The sequence below is a fragment of the Chryseobacterium sp. SC28 genome, from assembly GCF_003932955.1.
Lineage (GTDB): Bacteria > Bacteroidota > Bacteroidia > Flavobacteriales > Weeksellaceae > Epilithonimonas.
The window spans coordinates 17,026-37,608 of record NZ_QOVY01000023.1; the positions used below are offsets into that span (position 1 = coordinate 17,026).

At 40.6% G+C, this 20,583-nt stretch carries 19 protein-coding genes; 14 read left to right on the top strand and 5 right to left on the bottom strand.

The window, feature by feature from the left end:
• Positions 1-8: 8 nt before the first annotated feature.
• Positions 9-1,355: a DUF4270 family protein gene (locus DTW91_RS11195; protein ID WP_125203456.1), complete on the bottom strand. Its 1,347-nt coding sequence runs from the start codon at positions 1,353-1,355 to the stop codon at positions 9-11.
• Between the two features lie 224 nt (positions 1,356-1,579).
• On the opposite strand from DTW91_RS11195, the gene DTW91_RS11200 reads away from it, so the two are divergent.
• The 4 genes from DTW91_RS11200 to DTW91_RS11215 all read left to right on the top strand — a co-directional run bounded on the left by DTW91_RS11200 (position 1,580) and on the right by DTW91_RS11215 (position 4,963).
• Complete coding sequence (locus DTW91_RS11200) at positions 1,580-2,563, top strand: Kelch repeat-containing protein (protein WP_125203457.1); 984 nt, start codon at positions 1,580-1,582, stop codon at positions 2,561-2,563.
• The gene (locus tag DTW91_RS11205) at positions 2,556-2,876 is read left to right on the top strand and encodes a DUF4907 domain-containing protein (RefSeq protein ID WP_185144776.1); all 321 of its coding nucleotides are present in this window, start codon (positions 2,556-2,558) and stop codon (positions 2,874-2,876) included. The genes DTW91_RS11200 and DTW91_RS11205 overlap by 8 nt, the downstream gene beginning before the upstream one ends.
• Positions 2,877-3,243: 367 nt before the next feature.
• On the top strand, positions 3,244-4,281 hold the full coding sequence (locus DTW91_RS11210) for a sensor histidine kinase (RefSeq protein WP_125203459.1): 1,038 nt from the start codon (positions 3,244-3,246) through the stop codon (positions 4,279-4,281).
• Positions 4,259-4,963 (top strand): LytR/AlgR family response regulator transcription factor, encoded by a 705-nt coding sequence (locus tag DTW91_RS11215; RefSeq protein WP_125203460.1) that lies wholly within the window; start codon positions 4,259-4,261, stop codon positions 4,961-4,963. The genes DTW91_RS11210 and DTW91_RS11215 overlap by 23 nt, the downstream gene beginning before the upstream one ends.
• A 113-nt stretch (positions 4,964-5,076) precedes the next feature.
• Here DTW91_RS11215 and rlmN read toward each other — a convergent pair whose 3' ends face one another.
• Positions 5,077-6,111 (bottom strand): 23S rRNA (adenine(2503)-C(2))-methyltransferase RlmN, encoded by a 1,035-nt coding sequence (gene rlmN, locus DTW91_RS11220; protein ID WP_125203461.1) that lies wholly within the window; start codon positions 6,109-6,111, stop codon positions 5,077-5,079.
• 252 nt (positions 6,112-6,363) lie between these two features.
• Between rlmN and DTW91_RS11225 the strand changes: the two genes are divergently transcribed.
• Genes DTW91_RS11225 through DTW91_RS11250 form a run of 6 tightly spaced genes read left to right on the top strand, consistent with a single transcriptional unit; the run spans position 6,364 to position 13,620 of the window.
• Complete coding sequence (locus DTW91_RS11225; protein ID WP_125203462.1) at positions 6,364-7,830, top strand: response regulator; 1,467 nt, start codon at positions 6,364-6,366, stop codon at positions 7,828-7,830.
• Between the two features lie 6 nt (positions 7,831-7,836).
• Complete coding sequence (locus DTW91_RS11230) at positions 7,837-11,445, top strand: response regulator (RefSeq protein ID WP_125203463.1); 3,609 nt, start codon at positions 7,837-7,839, stop codon at positions 11,443-11,445.
• Between the two features lie 20 nt (positions 11,446-11,465).
• A complete protein-coding gene (locus DTW91_RS11235; RefSeq protein ID WP_125203464.1) occupies positions 11,466-11,831 on the top strand; it encodes a response regulator in 366 nt (121 codons plus the stop codon).
• Positions 11,831-12,682, top strand: coding sequence for a CheR family methyltransferase (locus tag DTW91_RS11240; protein WP_125203465.1), 852 nt, complete (start codon positions 11,831-11,833; stop codon positions 12,680-12,682). The genes DTW91_RS11235 and DTW91_RS11240 overlap by 1 nt, the downstream gene beginning before the upstream one ends.
• Positions 12,666-13,247: a chemotaxis protein CheB gene (locus tag DTW91_RS11245; protein WP_125203466.1), complete on the top strand. Its 582-nt coding sequence runs from the start codon at positions 12,666-12,668 to the stop codon at positions 13,245-13,247. The genes DTW91_RS11240 and DTW91_RS11245 overlap by 17 nt, the downstream gene beginning before the upstream one ends.
• A gap of 13 nt (positions 13,248-13,260) precedes the next feature.
• Complete coding sequence (locus tag DTW91_RS11250) at positions 13,261-13,620, top strand: PleD family two-component system response regulator (protein ID WP_125203467.1); 360 nt, start codon at positions 13,261-13,263, stop codon at positions 13,618-13,620.
• Positions 13,621-13,648: 28 nt separating this feature from the next.
• Here the strand turns inward: DTW91_RS11250 and DTW91_RS11255 are convergent, their stop codons facing one another.
• From DTW91_RS11255 to DTW91_RS11265, 3 genes are read right to left on the bottom strand one after another with little or no spacing between them, the layout of a single operon-like run.
• Positions 13,649-14,272: a hypothetical protein gene (locus DTW91_RS11255; RefSeq protein WP_125203468.1), complete on the bottom strand. Its 624-nt coding sequence runs from the start codon at positions 14,270-14,272 to the stop codon at positions 13,649-13,651.
• Positions 14,273-14,281: 9 nt separating this feature from the next.
• Entirely contained in the window at positions 14,282-14,941 is a 660-nt protein-coding gene (locus DTW91_RS11260) for a DUF6766 family protein (RefSeq protein WP_125203469.1), read from the bottom strand.
• Positions 14,922-15,326: a low affinity iron permease family protein gene (locus DTW91_RS11265; RefSeq protein ID WP_125203470.1), complete on the bottom strand. Its 405-nt coding sequence runs from the start codon at positions 15,324-15,326 to the stop codon at positions 14,922-14,924. The genes DTW91_RS11260 and DTW91_RS11265 overlap by 20 nt, the downstream gene beginning before the upstream one ends.
• Before the next feature lie 234 nt (positions 15,327-15,560).
• Here DTW91_RS11265 and DTW91_RS11270 point away from each other — a divergent pair, with 234 nt between their 5' ends.
• From DTW91_RS11270 to DTW91_RS11285, 4 genes are all read left to right on the top strand, one after another.
• Positions 15,561-17,702, top strand: a complete 2,142-nt coding sequence (locus DTW91_RS11270) for a catalase (RefSeq protein ID WP_125203471.1) — start codon at positions 15,561-15,563, stop codon at positions 17,700-17,702.
• Between the two features lie 216 nt (positions 17,703-17,918).
• The gene (locus DTW91_RS11275; protein ID WP_125203472.1) at positions 17,919-19,430 is read left to right on the top strand and encodes an acyl-CoA dehydrogenase family protein; all 1,512 of its coding nucleotides are present in this window, start codon (positions 17,919-17,921) and stop codon (positions 19,428-19,430) included.
• A 360-nt stretch (positions 19,431-19,790) separates the two neighbouring features.
• The gene (locus tag DTW91_RS11280; RefSeq protein ID WP_125203473.1) at positions 19,791-20,213 is read left to right on the top strand and encodes a cold-shock protein; all 423 of its coding nucleotides are present in this window, start codon (positions 19,791-19,793) and stop codon (positions 20,211-20,213) included.
• 34 nt (positions 20,214-20,247) lie between these two features.
• Positions 20,248-20,442, top strand: coding sequence for a cold-shock protein (locus DTW91_RS11285; protein ID WP_028123823.1), 195 nt, complete (start codon positions 20,248-20,250; stop codon positions 20,440-20,442).
• Positions 20,443-20,583 lie beyond the last annotated feature (141 nt).

The following is a 20,583-nucleotide window of genomic DNA, read 5'->3' on the forward strand; positions in this document are numbered from 1 at the left end:
AATTATCGTTAATAACCGACTAAGTAAAGATTAAATTTTGCAGGATTTGTAGGATTTTTTTGATCTCCGACGACGGTCTTTGCTGGCAGAGCATCTCCGTAAGAAGAGGGATATATCAGAACTGCATTATTAGAAGTGGCTGTTTCGTAGAGAATACTGTTTACATAACTCAAAAAAGAAAAAGTATATCCGTAATTGGTCTGGAACTCGCTGTTATCGGAGAGGGTGGACGTTATTTCAGTCACTCCGTCAGCTTGTAAAAAAGCAGAAACAATGTTGTTTTTTTTGTCGCCTAAATAGTAATAAAGCGTTGTTGGATTGTAAAATATTTTAGAATAATATCCTGCGACGGGACTAAGAGACAGCTCTGCACTAATGATTTTATAATTAGAATATAGATTTTTTATCGATTTTAAGTATGGAAATTCGACTTTTGTGAATACCCCTATGCCCGACATCATATAATTTCGGTTTCCCAGATTTTTTGACTCCAATGGATTGCTAGGAGAAAGTCCCGCAAGATCCGAGCCTGTAAAATCGCTTTTTATTTTATTGTATTGGTATGTCGCACTTGGATTTAGATCTAGTGTGTATTTTACTTCTTCAGTTCCATTTACAGAGGCTGTGTGGTAGTAAATCCGGACAAGGTTTGAAGCTTTCTCTTTGGTAACATTGTCAATCTGAACCTTATACGAAGAGTTGATGCCAAAACGTAGCATTGCATTGTTGTCGGAGGAAGCTACCAATGCTAAACCTTTGTAAAAATTAAGAAAGTATTCCTGACTGGTGACATCCTTACTTTTAAGAAGATTGAAGATCTCCAAACCATAGGAATTTTCCAGCTTTATGGTTACAAAACTGCTGTCTGTTTTCGGCCTTGGAAGAAATTCTTTACTGCCGACTGTATTTGAAGAATAATCGAAGTCACTATTATTGTACAGATAGCCATCGCTGTTAAGTTTTAACCGATCTATTAAGGGATGTACTTCCATCTTGAAAGTCTGCAATGTATCCCCATAATAAAAATTAATATTCGTTAGATACATGACGATAGAATCAAAAACCACGTTGCTGGTTGTAGCTAACGAATAGCTTTCTGGCGTAAGCTCAAACATAGATGTAGAGTTTACTTTCCCGAAAGTGTGATCTTTGATATTTCCCACTAAGATGGAGCTTTCTCCCGAAGTTATAACAGAATCTTTCATGATCGTCGACATCCTCATCGTGAGCGTATCGATCAGTACTACTTCGGATTGGGCAGATACCCATGTGTTTCCTACTTCATAAGTGTTGCTTTCTCTTTCACACGAAAATAATAGAACACTTGCCACACAGAGCAATAAATATTTGTACATTTTTTATGTAAACATACGGTGCGTATGAGGCACAGCTAAAATATTTTCTTCCTTTACTTCTTATTAATCGACATTTAAGGAATATAGACAGATAGATGATACATCAGAGGAAAATATATAAACTATCGATTACAGACATTAAATTGTCGAAGAAAAAAGGTATTTAGTCTAAATTATTTTTACATCCGTTCTAAATACAATTCATTTGTAAGCAAAAATTAAGAATGGACAAAAAATTTTCGGTTTTAGTTCTTGCGCTGGCAAGTACGTTTTTTTTATCAAACTGTAGCAATGATGATAATGAAGAAGAATTGGTAGGAAACTGGGTAAGGGTTTCGGATCTGGATGGAAAACCTCGCTCAAACGCTTCTGCCTTTGTGGTAAACGGGAAAGGCTATTTAACCGGAGGATACGATGGCGAATATTATTATAACGATCTCTGGAGTTATGATCCTGAAGCTAATTCTTGGACACAGAAAGCAGATTTCCCCGGTGTGAAGAGAAGTTCGGCGGTCGGCTTTGCGACGACTTCCTATGGATACGTGGGAACAGGCTACGACGGCGTGAATAAATTAAATGATTTTTATAAATACGATCCCTTGGCGAACGCGTGGAGTCCCATAGAAAATTTTCCCGGAACCGGACGGTACGCAGCCATTGCGTTTGGCGTGGGCAACAAGGGATTTGTAGGCACTGGCTATGATGGCAGCGAACTGAAAGATTTTTATAAATATGACGAATCTACCAGCACTTGGACCAACATTGTAAGTCTTGGCGGTTCCAAAAGAAGAGACGGTGCTGCCTTTGTGATCAATGGGATAGCCTATGTAGGATTCGGAACCAATAATGGGAGTCTTGTTTCAGACTTTTGGTCATTCGATCCTTCTGCAGAAACGTGGATGAGGAAAGGAGATACAAGTAATGACGACGAATCTCAAAACAGCTCTTCTCCAGCAGCATTCTCTGCAGGCGGTCTTGGATATGTTTCCACAGGATCCGCAAGCGGAGTTTCTAAAACAACGTGGGAATACAATCCTTCTACAGATGACTGGACAGAGAGAACCGCGTTCCAAGGAGCTGCCAGAGAAAGTGCCTGCGCATTTTCATTTGAAAATTATGGGTATGTTTTAACTGGTAATAGTGGATCGTCTTATTTCGATGACATCTGGGTCTTCCACCCAACCGAAAGTGACAATGAGGATGACTAAGCCATTTTGGAAATTATTGGTAGCCACAGGACTATTTTTGATGGCGTGTCAGAAAACGAATAATTTGCTTTACATTCGGATTACAAAACAAAAAACAGGTTATGGTTATCAGATTTTAAAAGATAAAAATAAACTGATTGATCAGCCTTTTATTCCGGCCATTCAGGGTGAGATAGCGTTCAAAGACAGTTTGCAAGCCCGCAGAACTGCTGAACTGGTTCTGAAAAAAATCGAGAAATCAAGCATTCCTAGGATCTCTGTAAATGAATTAGACTCAATGAATATCGATTGTGACATCCCAAAATTACCTTAACCTTAATCCCTCTGTTTATCCTTTTTCGGGGCGACAATTAGGAAACACATTTTTTAATGCCTCAGAAAAGATCGACGGTCATAAAATAATTAATCATAAATTTGCTTGACGTAATAAATATTAAGAATTATAAACCAAAGAATTATTACATATTCAATGCGTTCGGAATCAAGTTCGAATAAAAGTGTATTTAAATAAAATTCCAATCGCAACCTAATCAGCCACCAGAGCAATCCAAGTTATAAAACTTTGAAGTGTAATGAATAAAATTGGAATGATTCTAATCGATATTATAACGTCTGATGTTTACGTAAAAAAGTTACCACGAATGTGGATAATCATGAAAATAATTTCTGATTAAATTCTTATGAGTAATTATATTTATCATTGTGTCATTTGGATGATTCTCATTTTCTTTAAACTCATCATGGATTATTCTGTATTTGGTGACGTGATGTTTTTGATGAATCTACAACTATTTGCAGTTTTTATGACCATTTTTTATATCTTCTATGGTTTATTTCTTCCATTTATTGTCAGGCAGAACTCAAAGAGAAGACTCGCAATCGTCATTGCGCTAATTATGATATATGTAGGACTTCTTTTTTTCTTCTTACCGTCTCATTCGCCACTTCCTTCGCAAGATTTTATTGCCTCCAACAAAATGAGCAACGCCATTCAGCGCAATCTTCAGTTCCCCGACATACTATTTAAAGTGGGTCTTTTTTCTGTCATTTTTAGCACACTACTTTTCTTTGTAGATAAGTGGCTAGACAATCAAAAAATGATAAAAAGTCTAGAGCTGGAAAGACAATCCACTGAACTGAAGATTCTGCGAGAACAACTCAACCCGCACTTCTTCTTCAATGCATTGAATAGCATTTATTCTCTTTCCCTTATTCAATCCAAAGACACGCCGAGAGTAATATTAATTCTTTCAGACATTATGAGGTACGTTCTTAATGACAAAAATCAAGAGAAAAATAATATGAATGATGAGATTATTAATATTAAAAAATATATCGAGATTCAATCTATAAGGTTTAACAAATTCAACAATATCAATTTTCATTACAATGGAAATTTCCAAGCATATAAAATCGAGCCTCTCCTGTTGCTGACTTTTATAGAAAATGCATTCAAATATGCCGATTTCCAGAAAGGATCTTTGGATATCCTTATTACACTAAAGGAAAATAAACTGCACTTCTATGTCAAGAACTTCTATGAAGCGCATCTTTTAGAAACAACTAAGCACAATCAGTTGGGGATTAAAAATACAAAAATGAAACTTGATTTGCTATATCCTCAAAAATATGATCTGCAAATTAACGATAACGGATCGGAATATGAAATAATTCTTAACCTACAACTGGATCAAAATGAATTGTATAATTGTAGATGACGAAGAATTAGCACACCATGTGATGGAAGAGTATATCTCCAGAGTTCCTTTCCTGAATCTCGTTGCACATTGCTATGATATACAGGAAAGCGTCACTGTATTGCATAACAACAAGGTTGATTTGATTTTTTTGGATCTCAATCTTCCCAATATTTCCGGGATCGAATTTCTTAAAACCTTCAATAAACTTCCAGATGTTATTATCACTACAGCATCCGATGATTGTGCGATTCAAGGATTTGAGATGGATGTTAAAGATTATTTGTTGAAACCTTTTTCTTTCGAAAGATTTCTAAATGCAGCATATAAAAGTTACAATTTTACAAATAATAAAAAGCTTTTGAATGAATCAGCATCGCCACTCAAAGAAGCTTTTATCTTCGTAAGATCCAATAATGAAGATGTAAAGCTTAATCTGAACGAAATCACCAGAATCAATGCACTAAAAGACTATATTATCATACATACTACAAATAGAAAACTAATAGTACATCAAACCATGAAATCTATAATGGAGAAAATTAATGATGAGCAATTCATCAGGGTACATAATTCTCATATCGTCTCACTTAGCCACCTGCAAAGTGTGAGCAAGAACAGCATTATGGTAGGTGATGAAAGAATACCTGTAAGCGAAAAATACAAGCCATATTTGCAGGAATTAATTGACAGATATAAGTAACATCCGTAGATAATCAATTAGGTTCCCGCGGGACAATTTGTATTAGAATAAGGCCAGCAAAAAATGTGAGAGATTGTTGTCTAAACATTTAGAACATTATAGCCCCTTCACATTCACTCCGCAGATTTGTTTGCCAATTGTCCGCAGGCCGCGTCGATATCTCCGCCACGGCTCTTTCTTACCATAATGGTGATGCCGGCTTTTTCCAATTCGCGCACATATTTCTCCTCGGCGGCTATACTTCGGTGGTCAAATTTCCCCTCGCCAATCGGATTGTATTGGATCAGATTGACTTTGCTCGGAACATGCCGGCAGTATCGGATCAGCGCTTTGATATCCTCGTCGCCATCGTTGATGCCTTTCCAAACGCAATATTCAAACGTGATGGGATTGCCGGTTTTCTGATACCAATATTGCAAAGCATCCATAATGTCTGTCAAAGGAAATTTTTCCGAAAACGGCATAATGTCATTGCGCTTATGCTCGATTGCGGAGTGGAGCGACAAAGCGAGTTTCACTTTCAAGTCTTCATCGGCCAGCATTTTGATCATCTTCGGGATCCCGGAGGTCGAAACCGTAATTCTTCGCGGCGACATCCCCAAGCCCTCGGGTTTCGTGATTTTCCGGATGGCCTCCACCACGTTTTTGTAGTTCATCATCGGTTCGCCCATTCCCATAAACACAATGTTGGTGAGGGGTCTGCCAAAGTATTCTTTGCTTTGTCGATCGATCAGCGCTACTTGATCCACGATCTCCGCCACTTCCAGATTTCGCATTCTTTTCAGCTTGGCCGTGGCGCAGAACTCGCAGTTTAGAGAGCAGCCGACTTGCGAAGAAACGCAGGCTGTGCTGCGGCTTTCTGTGGGAATCAGCACCGATTCTACCATCAGTCCGTCGTGCAGTTTCACCCCATTTTTTATCGTCCCATCCTTTGATTTTTGCAAAAGATCTACGGCAATCGGATTAATAAAAAAATCGCGGGCAAGATTCTCCCGCAGATCTTTGGAAAGATTGCTCATCTCATCAAAAGAATGCAAATTTTTGCTCCAAATCCAGTCATACACCTGTTTCGCACGAAACGGCTTTTCGCCAATCGCAGCAAAATAGTCTTGGAGTGCCTGCAGATCTAATGTTCGGATGTCTTTCAAAGTGATGATAAAATATTTTGCAAAGATACGTTTAAAGTGATAAATTGAAAATCGGTCGTTTGTATATCGAAACCTGAGTTTTTATTTCTAAAAAAGAGGGTACAGTTCTCACGCTCCGGAATGCGGATGGTTTACTCTTGTTTTTTTGGATATATTTCTATAATTATACCAAAATAATACTATGCATTTTGAAAAAATCTAAGTATTTTTGAATCGGCCAACTCTTAGCGGTATTTTACCTTATATTTTATTATGATTTTAATTGTTGATGACAATCGGAACAACATCTATTCTCTACAAAAATTACTGGAATCCAAAGATTTTCAAGTGGATACTGCGGAGTCTGGCGAAGAGGCGCTGAGAAAAGCCCTTAAAAACGATTATGCACTGATTATTTTGGATGTTCAGATGCCGGGCATGGACGGTTTCGAAGTCGCAGAATCTTTTGGCGGATACAGCAAAACCAAAGACATCCCAATCATATTTCTCTCCGCCGTCAATACAGAAAAGGAATTTATTACCCGAGGTTACGCGTCGGGAGCCATAGATTATGTCACCAAGCCCATTGATCCCGATATTCTCCTGCTGAAAGTGAAGACTTTTTACAATCTTCAGGAGAACAGTCTGGCAATGAAGAAGACGCAGCAAAGCCTGGAGCTGGAAGTGCAGGGGAGGCGCGAGGCCCAAGTGATGATGAAATCCGAAATTGATCATTTCCACCTGATGCTAGAGGCATTGCCCCAGATCGCTTTTACTTTGGATTCCCGAGGACGGGTCACGTTTGTGAACAGCAAATGGTATGACTATTCGGCATCGGAAAAAGTATTTCCGGAAACCCATCCCGATGATTATTGTATTCCCCTGGAATTTGAACGATGCCGGAAAAAACGCAAAGCTCTGGACCTAGAACTGCGGATAAAAAACAGAAATACCGGACATTTCAGGTTTCATTTGCTTAGAATGACGCCTGTATTCGAGGGTAAATCTATTAAAAACTGGGTCGGAACTTTTACAGATATTGATGACCAGAAAAAAATAGAAAAAGAAAAAGACGAATTCCTCAGTATCGCGAGCCACGAACTCAAGACTCCCTTGACGAGCATCAAAGCCTATATGCAATTGCTGGAGCGAAAACTGAAAATAAATGAAGAAAATGCGGAAGCCTCGTACGTCACGAAGGCCTTATCCCAGGTGGAAAAACTCAACAGCCTCATCACAGATCTCTTGGATGTCTCGAAGATAGACAACGGGAAACTGAAGATCAACAAAAAAAGATCCAATTTGGACAATGTCATCAATAGCGCGATCGATACCATTCTCCAGACGCACGACAACAATGTAAAAATATCCCGGCACGGCACCATTCCCAATATTCTCATTCCGCTCGACGAGATCAGGATAGAGCAGGTTCTTATCAATTTCTTGACCAATGCCATCAAATATTCGCCTAAAAATAATCAGGTGATAGTTTCCACTTTTGTAGATGATAACGAAGTCAAAGTCAGTGTCACAGATTTCGGAATCGGCATTCCGGAGTTCAAGCAAGACGCCGTTTTCAAGAAATTTTACAGAGTCGAAGAATCATCTCTTCACTTTCAGGGGATGGGCATCGGTCTGTATATTTGCGCCGAAATAATCCAGCAGCACGATGGCACGATAGGCCTGTCTAGTGTCGTAGGCGAAGGATCTACATTTTATTTCACCTTACCTTTAAATTAATTTTTTATGCCTAAAAAAGTTGTCAGAAATCTACAAGTAGGGATAGGATTTTCTTTGCTCATGCTGATCGCAAGTTCGGCTGCCTCTTACTGGAGCATTCGGAAACAGATAGAAAATCGCGAAGATGTTTCGAAAAGCCGAAGGTCTGTGACAGCCGTGAAAGACGTCTTGATCGCACTGCTGGACGCAGAGACAGGTAATAGGGGATTTCAGCTCACAGGCAATGAAAGTTTTCTGGAGCCGTACTATCGCAGCCTCGAGGAATATACCAAAGCCATCAATCTTACCAAAAAAATTGATACAGAGGACAAAGACCAACAAATGCGCCTGAAAAGTCTTGAAACAAATGCCGCCGCCAATATGCGCAATCTGAGTCAATTGGTCCAAAATAAGCGCAACGGGATTGCTATGACGCGGGAGCAGATGATGCAAAGCAAAGCCTATATGGACAATTGCAGAATGCTCGTGCAAAATTTTATCAAAACTGAAGAAACGCAGCTCGCCCAACAAAGTGCCGAACTGAACCAGTCCTCGCGCAGAACTATATTATTCATCATATTTTCCTCCTTGATTGCCATAGCGGTCACGGTATTTTTCTACCTCAGACTGCGCAATGATCTTATTCGCAGGGTGAAGCTGGAGAAAGAACTTAAGGCCAAAGATCAAGAAATGACCCAGCGTGTCAACGTTATTCAGCAGATTGCGAGCAGGGTCTCAAGCGGCGATTACACCGTAAAAGTCGAGGATAGCTATGAAGGAGACTTGGGCGTGCTTGTGGCTTCGCTCAATCATATGACAGATTCTTTAAGAGAATCTTTTGACAAAATCAGTAGAAGCGATTGGCATCAGAAAGGTTTGGCCTTGATAAATGAAGCATTGATGGGAAACAAATCCGTGAGCCAAGTGGCGAAAGATTCCCTGATCCAGTTGGTTGAATACGGCAGTTGTGCCAACGGCGCCACCTATTTGGCCGACGATTCCCAATTGAGACTTGCAGCAGCTTTCGGATTTGAAAACAGGATGAAGCAGTCTTTTGAAATTGGCGAAGGAATGGTGGGCCAAGCTTTCAGCCAGCAGACGCCGAGAGTGTATAATGATTTGGATGAGGACGACTTTGCAGTTTCGTTTGCCAGCGGAAAGGTGAAGATTGGTGCTATTGCGCAGATCCCGATCGTCCTGAATCAGGAAACGCTCGGCATCGTAGAATTAAGCTCGCAAAAGAATTTTAATCAGGATCAAATCGATTTCTTTGTCGAAAGTTGCCGCAACATCGGCATCGCACTCAACGCTGCAAAAAGCCGGGAAAAAGAACAGCGACTGCTGGAGGAAACGCAGGCACAGTCCGAAGAATTGCAGGTGCAGCACTCCGAACTGGAAAATCTGAACACCGAATTAGAAGCACAAACCCAGAAACTGCAAGCATCGGAAGAAGAGCTGAAAGTGCAGCAGGAGGAACTGATGCAGACCAATGCCGAGCTGGAAGAACGCTCCAAGTTGCTGGAGGAGAAAAACCATCTGATTGCGGAACGAAATTCTGAAATTCAGAAAAAAGCAGAAGAACTGGAGCTGAGTACCCGATATAAATCCGAATTCCTCGCCAATATGTCCCACGAATTGAGAACGCCCCTCAACTCAATTTTACTCCTTTCAAGATTGATGGTAGAAAATCCGGACGAAAATCTCAATGAAGATCAAATAGAATCGGCCAAAGTAATCCAAAGTTCCGGAACCAGCCTCCTGACCTTGATAGACGAGATTCTGGATCTGGCAAAAATAGAATCCGGTAAAATGTCTTTGGAGTATGATTGGGTCTCCTTGGATCACGTGGTGAAGGATATCAAAAATCTAATGGAACCACAAGCACAAAATAAAGGAATCGGCTTCAGCATCCATATCGAAAGCGATCTAGAGCATACCATCCAGACAGATCGGCTGCGCCTCGATCAGGTACTTCGGAATCTACTGTCCAACGCTATAAAGTTTACAAGCCAAGGCAGCGTGGAACTAAATATTCGCCAAGATCCGGACAATGAGAACCAAATCATTTTCGCAGTCAAAGATACCGGAATCGGTATTCCTAAAGATAAGCAATTGCTGATCTTCGAAGCTTTTCAGCAGGCCGACGGCTCTACGCAACGCAAATATGGCGGAACAGGTTTGGGATTGTCCATCAGCCGCGAAATTGCAAAATTGCTTGGTGGCGAGCTCATACTTCACAGCGAAGTCAATGTTGGAAGCGAGTTCTCATTGATCATTCCAAAAGATGAAAAATCGAAATTAAATAAAATTGAGAAAAACGAAATCGTTCAAGTCCTTGCGGAAGCTGCCGAAGACGGTACAGAGATCGCCGATGAGGATGAAAATGGTGTGGCGGTGCCTATTTATGATTTACAAATCCCAGATGATGTAGAAGACGACCGCGATCAAATCTCAGAAGGAGATAAAGTGATACTCATCGTCGAAGACGATACCAATTTTGCCAGAGCGCTGCTGAAATTTGCCCGTTTGCAAGGCTACAAAGGTATCGTTGTTGTACGCGGCGATTACGCACTGTCGGCCGCACTTCAGTACCGGCCTGCTGCCATTTTGCTGGATGTGCAACTTCCCGTGAAAGACGGTTGGCAAGTGATGGACGAGCTCAAATCCAATTCCAAAACTAAACCGATCCCGGTGCATATCATGTCGGCCATGCAAGTGCGGAAAGAAAGCCTGATGAAAGGTGCCATAGACTTTATCAACAAGCCGATTGCCATGGATCAGATGAATGATGTTTTCAAAAAGATTGAGGAAGCGCTGCAAAAATCGCCTCAGAAAGTGCTCATCGTAGAAGAAAATGAGAAACATGCCAATGCCTTGTCTTATTTCCTAAGCAATTTCCACATCGCACTGTCCGTAGAAAATACGGTGGAAGATAGTGTCGCAGCCTTTACTTCCGGCGGTGCCGATTGTGTGATTTTAGATATCGGTGCCGACCGGCGAAACGGCTACAAGATTTTGGAATCTATCAAATCTTATGAAGGTTTGGAAAATTTGCCAATCATCATTTTTACAGAACGTAATCTGTCAAAATCCGAGGAACTGAAAATCAAACAATATGCAGATTCCATCGTCGTAAAGACCGCCCATTCCTATCAAAGAATCTTGGACGAGGTGGGGTTATTCCTGCACCTTGTGGAAGAAAAAAACAACTCGATAGAAAACATACGCAGCAAAACACTCGGATCGCTAACCGAAGTCTTGAGTGGTAAAAAAATTCTCGTGACAGATGATGACGTCCGCAACATCTTCTCATTATCCAAAGCTTTGGAGAAATACAAAGTAGAAGTCATTCTGGCGATGGACGGCAAGCAGGCTTTGGAGCAGATCAAACTACATCCCGATATAGATGTCGTCCTGATGGATATGATGATGCCCGAAATGGACGGCTACGAAACCATACAGGAGATCAGGAAAATGCAGGAGTACAAAAAATTGCCCATCATTGCCATCACCGCAAAATCTATGATGGGCGACCGCGAACGATGTCTGCAGGCCGGAGCCTCGGATTATATCACCAAGCCGGTAGATACGGATCAGCTCCTGTCTCTGTTGCGTGTCTGGCTGTACGAAAATTAAAAAACTATTTGAAACTTTATATGAATAACAAAATTTTAATCGTGGATGATGATCCCCATAATATTTTTGCCTTAAAACTAACCCTGAAAGCCCGAAAATATGAGCTCGAAAGTTGCATGATGGCCGAAGAAGCAATCCAAAAATTAAAAGAGGATAAAGACTTCTGTGTCGTGCTAATGGATATGATGATGCCAGAAATAGATGGTTACGAAGCCATCAGGATCATCCGCAACACGCCGGGAATAAGCGATACGCCAATCATTGCCGTTACTGCACAGGCGATGGAGGAAGACCGCATCAAGTGTCTGGAAGCAGGCGCTCAGGACTACATTACAAAACCGATAGACGTGGATCTGTTAATATCTGCTATAGAAAAACACTGCTAATGCTGGAACCCGATATCGTAAAAGATCACGAAATAGATCATCTCATAAAAGATATCTACGAATCTTACGGTTATGACTTTTCTCTGTACAGCCGGGCATCTTTCAAAAGAAGGATCAACCGGCTATGCATGCTAGACAGATTTACGAGCTATGCCGAGTTGCGATATCAGGTTCTAAACGATTCGGAATATTTCAAGCATTTTATAGAAGAGATTACGGTGAATGTGACGGAGATGTTTCGGGATCCTTTTTTTTTCAAAGCGCTTCGCGAGAAGGTCTTGCCGCAGTTGGGGACCTTCCCGCTCATCAGGATTTGGGTGGCAGGCTGCTCTACAGGCGAGGAGGCATATTCTATTGCCATACTTCTCCGGGAAGCCGGCCTCTATCACAAATCGCTGATCTATGGTACCGATATCAATCCTTCTGTCTTGGAAACGGCGAGGGCAGGGGTTTTCCCTTTGCATCAGATGAAAACCTATTCCGAGAATTATATGCTTTCCGGCGGGAAAAACGATTTTTCTGATTATTATACAGCCAATTATGACAGCGCAAAATTTGACAAAAGACTGCAGGAAAAACTGATTCTATCTACGCACAATTTAGTTTCCGACAGCTCTTTCAATAGTTTTCAACTGATTATCTGCCGCAATGTTTTGATCTATTTTGAAAAAGAATTGCAAGAACGCGTCTTTCAGTTGTTTGATGCCAGTTTGGAAAATTTTGGATATTTAGGTTTGGGAGCCAAAGAAACATTGAGATTTTCTAACTTGAACAGAACTTACCAACAGATAGAGGATCAGAAAATTTGGAAAAAAGCGGATTATAAATTAACGCATGGAAACGAAAACTGAAAAAACCGAAATGGTTGTTATTGGCGGTTCTGCAGGCAGCCTGCAGGTCATCCTGGAAACTTTGAAGAAGCTGAGCAGGCATCTTGGTTTCCCTGTGGTTTTCGTGCTGCATCGCAAGCCCCAGGCAGTTAGCCTCCTTCCCCATCTGTTGCAACAATTTGCCGGGACGGAAGTCATCGAAATTGAGGATAAAACCGACTTAAGAAAAAATAAAATTTACCTCGTACCGCCGGATTACCATCTGTTATTTGAAAATAAAACAATAGTGTCGCTGGATAGTTCGGAAAAAATGAATTACTCCCGCCCGTCTATAGACGTCACTTTCAGCTCTGCATCCCGGATTTTTGGAAAAAACTTGGTGGCTATTCTTTTGTCCGGCGCCAGTTCCGACGGCGTAGAGGGTTTAGATTACATCAAAAAAAACGGCGGAAAAGTTTGGATTCAAGATCCCGATACTGCCGAAGTAAGCTATATGCCCACGCAAGCCATGCAGAATGTAGAATATGACCTTTTGGTAAGCCCCGATAATCTGGCGGAACATATCAATCACCTAAAAATAACCTAACAAGAACACTTATATGAACAAAATTTTAATTTTTGACGATGACGCCAGCATTCTCGAGGTCATCACTCTTATCTTCGAAGAAAACGGATACAAGGTCGAAATTTCCGAAACCTCGCACGATATTATTGATAAAGTTTCCCAATCCCGGCCGGATGTAATTCTGATGGATAATTGGATTCCTAATATTGGCGGCGTGGAAGCTACAAAACTGCTGAAAAGTCACGAGCAATTCAAACATATTCCGGTAATTTACGTGACGGCCAACAACGATATCGCGGCACTGGCGGAGATTGCGGGAGCCGATGACTACGTTGCGAAACCCTTCAATCTGGAAGATCTAGAAGAAAAAGTGGCTTTCTATCTGAAGAAATAAAACTCAGATATGCTTGGCATTTCTCCTGTCAAAAATCGATCAAATTATCGGCCAGAACTTGCCATTGTATTTTGGAAATTCCGAGCATTGCTCCCAAGGCAATCAGTATATTTCTCAGTTTATCCGGAAAATTTGTTTTAAAATTAGGTCTCTCGTTCCGGCCATGAATGCCTGCTTTTATGTATAAAGATCCTCTTGATATTTTAAATGTCGAAGTCGATTTTTCTGAATAAAAATGGTTGATGTGGTTGTTTTGTGAATTTCCGGGAGCACCTGCTGGTGCGCAGATCATGATGATGTTTTCGGTTTCCTCTCCTGTAAGAAATTGGTTGATGCTGATTTTCTTTACTTTTACCCAGTCGTAGCCTTTGGATTCCAAGGATCCAGGCCCGGGTATGTCGATTCTTATAAAATCATTTTCCTCCGGATTTCGCGCAACAGGATTTCCGGCGTTATCATAAAGTTTAAACTCGGCAAACGCTTCTCCACAATACTCCTGCCAACGATTGACAGACCAAAATCTGGACTTCAGGATTTCATAATTCTTAGAAGTTTCTTCTTCATTTTGAAATGTGCGGCAACTTTCGGTATCGTGGAAACTTCCCGTTTTATGAGGTGGAATTCCGGATATAATTTTAGGTTTTGGATTCATAGTGTCGGGTCAATTTTCATCATACGCGGCATCCACGGGCTTGGACTGGGGAGACCCTTTCTCCCTGAACCAGATGGACAAGATCACTATCGATGCCACAGCCAGAAATTCGCTTTGCCAATTTTGAAAGGATTCAAACCAAAATTGAGAATTAAAAAAATAATCATTCCATTGCACGGTTGGCAAATGTTTTTCTAGTTGCTCTTCATTATAACTATTGAGACTTCCGATAAAATGAAGAGCGAAACTCACCAAAAACAATAGCAGAAAGGAAATGGACAAAGAATGTTTGTATATCGACAAAATGATTCCGCCTTTCTTCACGGGCCAAGGGGCATTTTTATGAGCCACAGGCTCCCGATCGACCTCCTCTTTACCAGACAGGGATTTTGATTCCGCCGAACCTTTTTGTCTTAATGCCACAGTAAAAAGTACGTAGATCCCCATTTGCAAAAATTCGCTTTCCCAATTTTCAAATGTAGCTTGCATAAAGTGCGGACTTCCCAAGTAGCGGAAATAGCTCAGCTGGGGCAAATGATTTTCAGCGAGTTCATCGTTCTTTACCTTCCAGCCGGTTAGGGATTGGAAAAAAATAAACAATACGAATAGACTTATAACCGCGATGCTGAGACCATTTCTGTAGAAAAAACTATGTTTGTTCGTTGCCATCTTGTGTTGTGTTTTTGATATTATTTTGTTTTGAGAAATTTTCGTAATAGACGTGCAGTTTATCGAGATCGGCTTCGGTAAGATCTTCAATATCAACAATTTGATTTCTGGCATTTTCTTGCGCTGCCAGCAATTCATTTAGTTTGATTTGGATTGCTTTGGAGTCTTTATTTTGTGCTTTCTGAATCAAGAATACCATCAAAAAAGTAATGATGGTAGTACCTGTATTGATCACCATCTGCCACGCTTCCGAATAATTAAAAAAAGGACCGGAAATAGCCCAGACAATAACCAAAATACTTGCTCCGGCAAAAGCACCTGCGCTTCCCGTAAACCATACAATCTTATCCGCAAAATGGTCGAAAAAATTTTCTCTGTTTTTCATAAAAAATAAATTTTAAAATAAAAGGCTGTGAGTAGTTTAGAATCAAAATGGTCTTCAAATAATAATCACTATTATTCAATCTTCTCTTGATAAAAAGATTTTTCCCCTATCAAAAATCTGTGTCCAAGTTATATGCCAAATTATATTTCAGTTAATTAGGAAAAAAATTTCATTTTATAAAATCTTATGGCTTGCTTTTTGACTCGCTTCTTCACAATACCCAAATAAAATATTATGGAAAATAACAATCTCTCCGACGACAAAATGGAGCAATTAGACTTATTCAAAACCGACAATTCGGAGCAAGCTCTCACAACCAATCAAGGCCTTAAAATCAGCAATAATCAGGACACTCTGAAGTCGGGCGAAAGAGGACCCAGTTTGCTGGAAGATTTCATCCTTCGCGAAAAAATAACGCACTTCGATCACGAAAGGATTCCGGAGAGAATTGTACATGCCAGAGGATCCGGGGCTCACGGAGTCTTTACATTGAACAAAAGTTTAGCAAAATATACCAAGGCCAAATTCTTATCCGAAGAAGGGAAAGAAACGCCGGTCTTTGTTAGATTTTCTACAGTCGCGGGCAGCGCAGGCAGCACAGATTTAGCTAGAGATGTGCGCGGGTTTGCAATCAAGTTCTATACAGATGAAGGAAATTATGATTTGGTGGGCAACAATATTCCGGTATTTTTTATTCAGGATGCAATCAAATTTCCGGATCTAATTCATGCGGTAAAACCGGAACCGGATAATCAAATTCCTCAAGCAGCATCGGCTCACGACACTTTTTGGGATTTTATTTCTTTGATGCCCGAGAGTATGCACATGATTATGTGGATCATGAGCGACCGAGCTATTCCAAGAAGCTACAGAATGATGGAGGGCTTTGGTGTACACACCTTCAAATTTATTAACGACGAGGGGAAAATGCATTTTGTCAAATTTCATTTTAAACCTAAATTAGGCGTCCATTCCGTAGCTTGGGACGAGGCTACCAAGATTTCTGGTAAAGATCCCGATTTTCATCGAAGAGATCTGTGGGAAGCAATAGAAAACGGTATTTTCCCGGAATGGGACTTCGGCGTACAAATCGTGCCTGAGGAGGATGAAGACCGATTTGACTTCGATCTGCTGGACCCTACAAAACTCATTCCTGAGGAAGAAGTGCCGGTCGAGATCGTAGGAACTCTGACGCTAAATAGAAATCCGGACAACTTTTTCGCGGAAACCGAGCAGATCGCTTTTCATCCTGGAAATCTCGTTCCCGGTATAGATTTTTCCAACGATCCTTTGCTACAGGGCAGATTGTTTTCTTATACAGATACACAACTGTCCCGATTGGGTTCTCCAAATTTCCACGAGATTCCGATAAACAAATCCGTTAAAACGGTTCATAATAATCAGCGCGACGGTCAAATGCGCCAGCAGATTGCAAAAGGAAAAGTAAGCTATGAACCCAACTCAATTGGCGGCGGATGCCCGTTCCAATCGATGATGAAAGATGGCGGCTTTGCATCGCACCAAGAAAGAGTAGAAGGACCAAAAATCAGAGCCAGAAGCCAAAGTTTTGTAGATCATTATTCTCAGGCAAAATTATTCTACAATAGCCAATCGGATCCGGAAAAAAGACATCTCCAAAATGCAATCATTTTCGAACTTTCGAAAGTTACTATTCCGGCCATTCGCGAAAGAGTAGTAGCGCAATTAAATTTTATCAATAAAGATTTGGCAGCAAATGTCGCCAAAAAAGTTGGTGTGGAGGTGACAAAACTTTCACAGCCCAACGGCAGTATTCCTGCAGACGCAGATCCAAAATCTCTACAAAGTTCTGAAAAAGAGCCTTCTACACAAAAATCCGACGCTTTAAGTATGCAAAATACAATCAAGGATTCTATTGAAAGTCGAGTGATCGGTTTCATTATGGAAGACGGCGTAAAAGCAGCAGAGGTCGATGCATTAAAATCAAAACTGGAAGCCAGTGGAGCAATTGTTCAGATCATTGCGGCAAGCCTGTCGCCGGTAACTGCTGATGACGGCTCAAAGTACACGCCGAAACATTCTCTTACCAGCACAGCCAGCGTATGTTTTGATGCTTTATACATTGCAGGCGGTAAGAAATCCGCCGAGATACTTTTGAATATCGAAAACAAACCTGGTACAATTCATTTTGTCAACGAAGCTTACAAACATTGCAAAGCTATCTATTTCGGCAACGAAACCGACGAAATTTACAAAGCGAGTAACGTGGGCAGCAAGTCCCATGACGATCCGGCGATTGTGAGAGCAGAGGGCGAGAACTCCGACGAATCGTTTATCAAAGCAGTGGCTAACCACCGCATTTGGGAACTGGAATTGGAAAGAAATAATCCGGCATAATCAATTATGATATTAAAAGGATCTCCCAACAGAACGGAGATCTTTTTTATATTGCCGGAAGGCTGATTTTTTTGCAATAGAGCAAACCAATTAATTGTCTTATCTTTGTATTTATTATTGTGAGGCTGCTGATATTAAGCTTTTAATTCATTTGCCATCCGTTTCACATTCATTCCTGCTGCACAGATGGCTTGCAGCAAATTATTACTCATTTTTATGGATGCAATAGCATTAAATTTACCAACAGATTCCTTTTCAGATTTTCTGGATCGTTTCACCACATCGATCTCGTCTCTCTTTCAAAGGGAAAATATAGATCAGCTCAGTCTTTCGCGAGGTTTGCCGCCCAACGTGTGGAAAGAGATTTTCAATTTGAAACCTTTATCGGTGGCCATTCCCAAAGAGTTTGGTGGGAGAGGCGTGAAGGTCAAAGAGTGTCTAGGGCTTCTCTCCGCTGCGTCTTACCAGTCGCTACCTTTGTCATTGACGTTTGGGATCAATATTGCTCTTTTTTTGGAACCTTTGGCCAAATATGGCAATCAATTAATCAAAGGCGATATTTTCAAACATTTCCTCGATTATGGAGCGATGGGCGGGCTCATGATTACCGAGCCGGACTACGGAAGTGATGCACTTAGTATGCGTACGCAGAACGAATTGGAAGAAGGGCAGTATCACATCAAAGGAACAAAACACTGGCAGGGGCTCACCGGATTGGCCAATTATTGGTTAATCACTTCCAGAAATATGAATGCCGACGGTAATCTTGGTCGCGATGTCGATTTTTTCATAGCCGATACCCATCAGCCCGATCAAAATATCGAAGTTTTGGAATATTATGATAATGCAGGTTTATATATGATCCCCTATGGTCTTAATAAAATCGATATCAAAGTACCGCCAGAAAACAAATTGATCTCCGAATCTACAGGACTCAAATTGATGTTGGATATGCTGCACCGAAGCAGATTCCAATTCCCGGGAATGGGAATGGGCTTTCTAAAACGAATGATGGACGAGGCTATGACGCATTGCAAAGAAAGAATCGTGGGCGCCTCCAATCTTTTTGCTTTGGATCAAGTCCAGTTTCAATTGGCGAAAATGCAGTCGTTCTTTACCTTATGCTCCGCAATGTGCGCAAAGAGTTGCAAAGTAAGTGGCATCGATCACGATGTGTCGGGCAGCGGCGTTCACGCCAATAGTATGAAAGCCTTGGTAACGGATATGATGCACGAATCTGCCCAGATGCTCGTCCAACTGTCAGGTGGGAAAGGCTACAGATTGAGCCACATCGGCGGCCGCGGCATTATGGACAGCCGCCCGTTCCAGATTTTCGAAGGTTCCAACGAAATGCTTTATACGCAGATCTCGGAAGGAATCCTGAAAGACATGAAGAAGAAAAAGACCGAAAACTTCGGCGAATATCTTACGATGAATGAGCTGACGGCAAATGCTGCAAAAATTTATAAAAGAGAATTCGATTTTACAATAGCGAGCCCCATTTCCCAACGAAAAATGATAGACCTGGGGAAAGCGGTTGCGAGAGTGATTACCGTCAATGATCTTTTGGAACTTACTAACGAAGGCTTCAGCCAAGAGCTGACCGATAACTCTATTGAAATGGTAAGGCAGGAAATTGTGATGCTCGTAGCCTCGCTACAGCACCATAAGGACATCAAAGCACTTGACGAAATTGGCGACAAGTCCGATTGGATGATGTTCGCTTAGTCAATTTTAAGTATAAAAAAACAGACAAATTTAAAACCTCAATACCTGCTTGGTGTTGGTTTTTTTTCTTTGATAACTTATAATGATGCGAGGAGATCTGTATTAATTTCTTTATCAAATATTTCAAAAAAGTGAAAGTTTCATAAATTTGTTGTATATTTGCATTGTAATTTATAACAAAAGGTAGTTGCCTTGCTTTTCTGTCACAGTTTAGAATTCTCAAAAATTTTTCACTTTCCAGTTTTCGCGTAGAGTTCCAACTTTTAAAGGTGATTCTTTTTATTTAAGTTAAAAAAAGGAAGTCTTTTGGAATGATTACCTTTACAGAAAACAAAATATTAATATAACAGTCAATAATTTATGGCAGATTCTTTCTCCAAAAAAGAAAATTTCAAGAAAAAAATCGCAAAACAAAAAGAAAAGGCTATTCGTCGGGAAGAGCGCAAAAACAATAATGACAAAGGCAAGGAAGCAGAATTTATGTATGTGGACGCCTACGGAAGATTGACCGCAACACCACCGGAAGAACGGGTGGAAGTAAACTTAGACGATATACAACTGGGTGCAGCGCCAATAGAAGCGGAACAAGCTGTGAAAACGGGAATCGTGACTTTCTTCAGTGAGAAAGGCTACGGCTTCATAACGGAGGATGGCAACAAGGAAAATGTTTTCTTCCATAGCAACAATTGTGTGCATCTTGTTAAAAAAGGAAACAAAGTTTCTTTCGAAAAAGAAAGATCGCCCAAAGGTTACTCCGCTATCAACATTCAACTTATCAAATAGATAATAATAACAACAATTTTTTAACACCATTACAATGCAAGAAGGCACAGTAAAATTTTTCAACGAAACAAAAGGTTTCGGATTTATTTCTCCATCAGCTGGAGGAGACGACATCTTTGTACACTCATCAGGATTAGTTAGCAGAAACATTCGCGAGAATGATAAAGTAACTTTCGAAGTACAAAAAGGACAAAAAGGATTAAACGCAGTGAATGTAAAACTCGCGTAAGCATAAAAGTTTTTCCTATTGAAATTGTGAATCCGTCTCACAACTAGAGGCGGATTTTTTTGGTAATTAATGTGGAATTTTGTATATTTATACCTGATAATCAGATAATTGTTTATGAATTTCAAATATTATAACCAAAAT

Excerpts from the sequence above, each read along its gene's own strand:
- DTW91_RS11195 (WP_125203456.1), bottom strand. The coding sequence starts at position 1,355 with ATGTACAAATATTTATTGCTCTGTGTGGCAAGTGTTCTATTATTTTCG.
- DTW91_RS11200 (WP_125203457.1), top strand. The coding sequence starts at position 1,580 with ATGGACAAAAAATTTTCGGTTTTAGTTCTTGCGCTGGCAAGTACGTTT.
- DTW91_RS11205 (WP_185144776.1), top strand. The coding sequence starts at position 2,556 with ATGACTAAGCCATTTTGGAAATTATTGGTAGCCACAGGACTATTTTTG.
- DTW91_RS11210 (WP_125203459.1), top strand. The coding sequence starts at position 3,244 with ATGAGTAATTATATTTATCATTGTGTCATTTGGATGATTCTCATTTTC.
- DTW91_RS11215 (WP_125203460.1), top strand. The coding sequence starts at position 4,259 with ATGAATTGTATAATTGTAGATGACGAAGAATTAGCACACCATGTGATG.
- DTW91_RS11225 (WP_125203462.1), top strand. The coding sequence starts at position 6,364 with ATGATTTTAATTGTTGATGACAATCGGAACAACATCTATTCTCTACAA.
- DTW91_RS11230 (WP_125203463.1), top strand. The coding sequence starts at position 7,837 with ATGCCTAAAAAAGTTGTCAGAAATCTACAAGTAGGGATAGGATTTTCT.
- DTW91_RS11235 (WP_125203464.1), top strand. The coding sequence starts at position 11,466 with ATGAATAACAAAATTTTAATCGTGGATGATGATCCCCATAATATTTTT.
- DTW91_RS11240 (WP_125203465.1), top strand. The coding sequence starts at position 11,831 with ATGCTGGAACCCGATATCGTAAAAGATCACGAAATAGATCATCTCATA.
- DTW91_RS11245 (WP_125203466.1), top strand. The coding sequence starts at position 12,666 with ATGGAAACGAAAACTGAAAAAACCGAAATGGTTGTTATTGGCGGTTCT.
- DTW91_RS11250 (WP_125203467.1), top strand. The coding sequence starts at position 13,261 with ATGAACAAAATTTTAATTTTTGACGATGACGCCAGCATTCTCGAGGTC.
- DTW91_RS11255 (WP_125203468.1), bottom strand. The coding sequence starts at position 14,272 with ATGAATCCAAAACCTAAAATTATATCCGGAATTCCACCTCATAAAACG.
- DTW91_RS11260 (WP_125203469.1), bottom strand. The coding sequence starts at position 14,941 with ATGGCAACGAACAAACATAGTTTTTTCTACAGAAATGGTCTCAGCATC.
- DTW91_RS11265 (WP_125203470.1), bottom strand. The coding sequence starts at position 15,326 with ATGAAAAACAGAGAAAATTTTTTCGACCATTTTGCGGATAAGATTGTA.
- DTW91_RS11270 (WP_125203471.1), top strand. The coding sequence starts at position 15,561 with ATGGAAAATAACAATCTCTCCGACGACAAAATGGAGCAATTAGACTTA.
- DTW91_RS11275 (WP_125203472.1), top strand. The coding sequence starts at position 17,919 with ATGGATGCAATAGCATTAAATTTACCAACAGATTCCTTTTCAGATTTT.
- DTW91_RS11280 (WP_125203473.1), top strand. The coding sequence starts at position 19,791 with ATGGCAGATTCTTTCTCCAAAAAAGAAAATTTCAAGAAAAAAATCGCA.
- DTW91_RS11285 (WP_028123823.1), top strand. The coding sequence starts at position 20,248 with ATGCAAGAAGGCACAGTAAAATTTTTCAACGAAACAAAAGGTTTCGGA.